We start from the raw sequence: 3,397 nt of genomic DNA on the forward strand, positions 1-3,397 counted from the left end.
TTGAAAGCTTGGACAAATACGGACAGATCCTTAGCGACAAGTCTTTGAAAAGGCTTAAAGGCGAAGCTTATGGCCTGAGGGCATTTTATTATTTCGACTTGATGCGCATGTTTACCAAGCCTTACACGGTTGACTCGTTGAGCAAGGTAATGCCTTATTACGACAAGCCTACCTACAACATTTCCGAATTTCAGCCAACCAACTTCATCATGCAAAAGGTGCTGGAAGACCTGTCGAAGGCCGAACAATTGTTGCTGGAAACCGATCCTGCGGTTACGCAGGCCCAGGTAAGCAGGGTTACGCTTGCTTATGGCCGCAACACCAGGAACTATCAAATGAACTATTATGCGATCAAAGCGTTGCAGGCAAGGGTTAACCTTTGGAAAGGCGACAAGGTGGCTGCTTTGGCCGCGGCCAAGTTCCTGATTAACAACCAGGCTAAATTTCCTTGGATCAAACAAGCAGACCTTAATACCGCCATATGCAATAAAACATTCGCTACCGAAATGATTTATGGAGTAGAGAACCCTAAACTGAACGATGTTTTCCTGAACAATTTCTCGCCAAGCTTATTCGATTCGAGCATTTTGGCACCTAATGCTTCAGGAACCTTCATCAGCAACACTGTTTTTGAGGGAAATCCTACCGACTACCGGAGCCAGTACATCTGGAAAGTTAATGGCAAGCCCTACCCTACCTTTTTCAAGTTCAATGACGATGGTAACGTTAATCCTGCCTACAATTTTTACAGGACCGTACCGCTGATCCGCATGAGCGAAATGTACCTGATTGCAGCCGAGTGCGAACCCGATCTGACGGTAGCCGCTGGCTATGTTAACCTTTTGCGCACCAACCGCAATTGTCAAACCATAACCATTGCCAATACCGCAGCCTTAAACACTGCCATCATGAAAGAGTTCCGTAAGGAGGTTTGCGGCGAAGGGCAGCTCTTCTTTTATTTCAAGAGAACGCAGGCATTGAGCATTATTGCCGGAGGAACCAACGCCAATATGAGTATTAGCGCAGCCAACTATGTCTTTCCATTACCATTATCAGAAACCACACCTAGATAATATTCAGTAAAAAAACGATGAAAAAGTTATTGTTATATCTATGCGCAATGGCAACAGTTTTGCTGGGCGCATGCAAAAAAGACGGTTTAACCACATATAATGACAAGGCCAGCAAAAACAGCATCTACTTTCCAGATGCAAAATCGACCAATAACCAGGTTTTCGTTTCCTTTGGCTATGCCAAGAGCAACGTAAAGGACTCTATCGTTAAAATCTTGGTCAGGCCAATTGGAGCCGCTATGGATTACGACAGGCCTTATAACCTGAGCATTGCCGATAGCAGCACCATGAAGGCCGGTACAGATTATGAAATGATGAGTCCGCGCATCATCAAAGCTGGTCGAGTGGCCGATACGCTCAAAATAAAGCTCTTAAGAACAACCACCCTAAGAAGCGGTCCGCTGTTCCTCTATATGGACCTTAAACCCAACGACAATTTTACCAACGACTATTTGAGCTATAACACTACCACGAACGGGGTTACCAAAACCAGGTATTATACCCGCATGACCATTATGGCCGATGATATTGCCGGTGCCCCACCGTTTTGGTTATCCGGCAGTTCTTACTACAGCTTTACCGTTGGCTATTTGGGGACTTTTAGCACCTTAAAATTCCAGTTGCTGGTAACCATGTATAACCTCAACGTAGAAGAATTGGTGCAGCCTAATTGGTTCCTCAACAATGGCAACTACCGTCGTATAAGCGGCTGGGCCGATGGCTTGAAAGCTTATTTGAACAGAATGGCGGCCTCAGGCACGCCAATTTACGAAGCCGATGGGGTTACGCCTATGGCCATGGGCCCAAATGCCAAATAGTTTCATGATTTAATTAGTTATCAAAATGATCGAAAAATATTTCAGATATGGCATGCTGCTATTGTTTTTAGCGGCAAGCCTATGCAGCTCGTGCCGAAAGGACCTGGGCAATTACAACTACGAAGAAGTAAACGAAGGTACCATTTCTAACATAGAAGCTACCTATTCGGCTTTAAGGGGCAGTCTTTTAACCATCAATCCAACATTGATCTTTACCAAAGACGATGGAAAAGACACCACCAAATACACTTATGCCTGGTACAGTATCGACGAAAGCGCATTACCGATTACCAAAAAAACAATAGGCACTAGCCGCAACCTGAATTGGACCGTTAGCCTGCCTTCGGTTAATACGCCTTATACCCTACTTTACGAAGTGAAAGAGGTAAGCTCGGGCATTATTTACCGCAAATCGTGCAAACTAACCGTAACTACCAATATCTCCGATGGCTGGCTGGTACTTAACGACATCGACGGCTCGGCAAGGCTCGATTTTTTCAATTACCTTACCGCATCTAACGATTTCCAGAACTATACCGATTTGTTGGCTACCCAAAGTACACTCAAATTGACAGGCAAGCCTAAATTGGTCTACTTTTATCAACGACGCGATCCATTTTCAGCAGTTATTGCCCGATCTATTTTCATCGGTACCGACCAAAGCACTTTTGTAATCAATACTCAAAACAATACTTTTAGCAGCTTTGCCAACATTGCTACCATTACTTCTTCTTACTCGCCACCACCCTATTACGCAGAAAAAGTAGTCTCGCAAGCTTCTCCTTACTTGGCCTATCTTTTAGATAGCAATGGAGAATTGTATTTTGAAAACGCAACCGTAGGCTACGCCTTTGGCACCAGGGTAAACAAAACCAGCAATGGCGTAAACTTTAGGATTTCGCCTTATTTTGCAGAAGCCTATAGAAATGGAACTACCTATGCCTTGATGTACGATACAGACAATAAGCGTTTTATGGAGCATAAAAGTTCCAACACTTCCTCGTCGGTGCCGGTTACCACCTCTATCTTGTTTACACCAGGCAACATGGGCATGGAGCTGCTTTATATGGCTTCTACGCCTGCGATTTCCAATCAGACTTTTGCACTTTTCAAAAACAGCGCCAATAAGCTTTTCCTGGCCAGAATTGTGTGCAATTCTACTACTTTCTCGCCACAGGCCTTTGATGAAATTACCACCGCGCCCGAAATGAACAGCGCTACACAATTTGCCATCGACCCTTCCGAAGGATACATAATGTATGCAGTGGGATCTAAAGTTTACCGCTACAACCCCTTTGACAAGAGCAATACCATGGTACTCGATTTAGGAAACAGGAAAATAGCCCTGATCAAGTACTGTCTCTTATACACATCTGACGCTGCCGACGAACCACGACATGGGTGGATGTCGGGGGGGGGGGGGGGAGGGGAAGGGGGGGGGGGGGGGGGGGGGGGGGGGGGGGGGGGGGGGGGGGGGGGGGGGGGGGGGGGGGGGGGGGGGGGGGG

At 46.1% G+C, this 3,397-nt stretch carries 3 protein-coding genes; all 3 read left to right on the forward strand.

The features are described from left to right. Positions 1-1,073 (forward strand): RagB/SusD family nutrient uptake outer membrane protein (locus tag JHD69_RS19290; RefSeq protein WP_199141969.1); only part of this gene is annotated, 1,073 nt, incomplete at its 5' end. Positions 1,074-1,120: 47 nt separating this feature from the next. Next, positions 1,121-1,891, forward strand: a complete 771-nt coding sequence (locus tag JHD69_RS19295) for a DUF4843 domain-containing protein (protein WP_199141970.1) — start codon at positions 1,121-1,123, stop codon at positions 1,889-1,891. Positions 1,892-1,916: 25 nt separating this feature from the next. After that, positions 1,917-3,397, forward strand: a 1,481-nt coding sequence (locus JHD69_RS19300; RefSeq protein WP_199141971.1) for a PKD-like family lipoprotein, incomplete at its 3' end; no start/stop codon positions are given.

This window comes from Pedobacter sp. ASV12, assembly GCF_016429155.1.
Classification (GTDB): Bacteria; Bacteroidota; Bacteroidia; order Sphingobacteriales; family Sphingobacteriaceae; genus Pedobacter.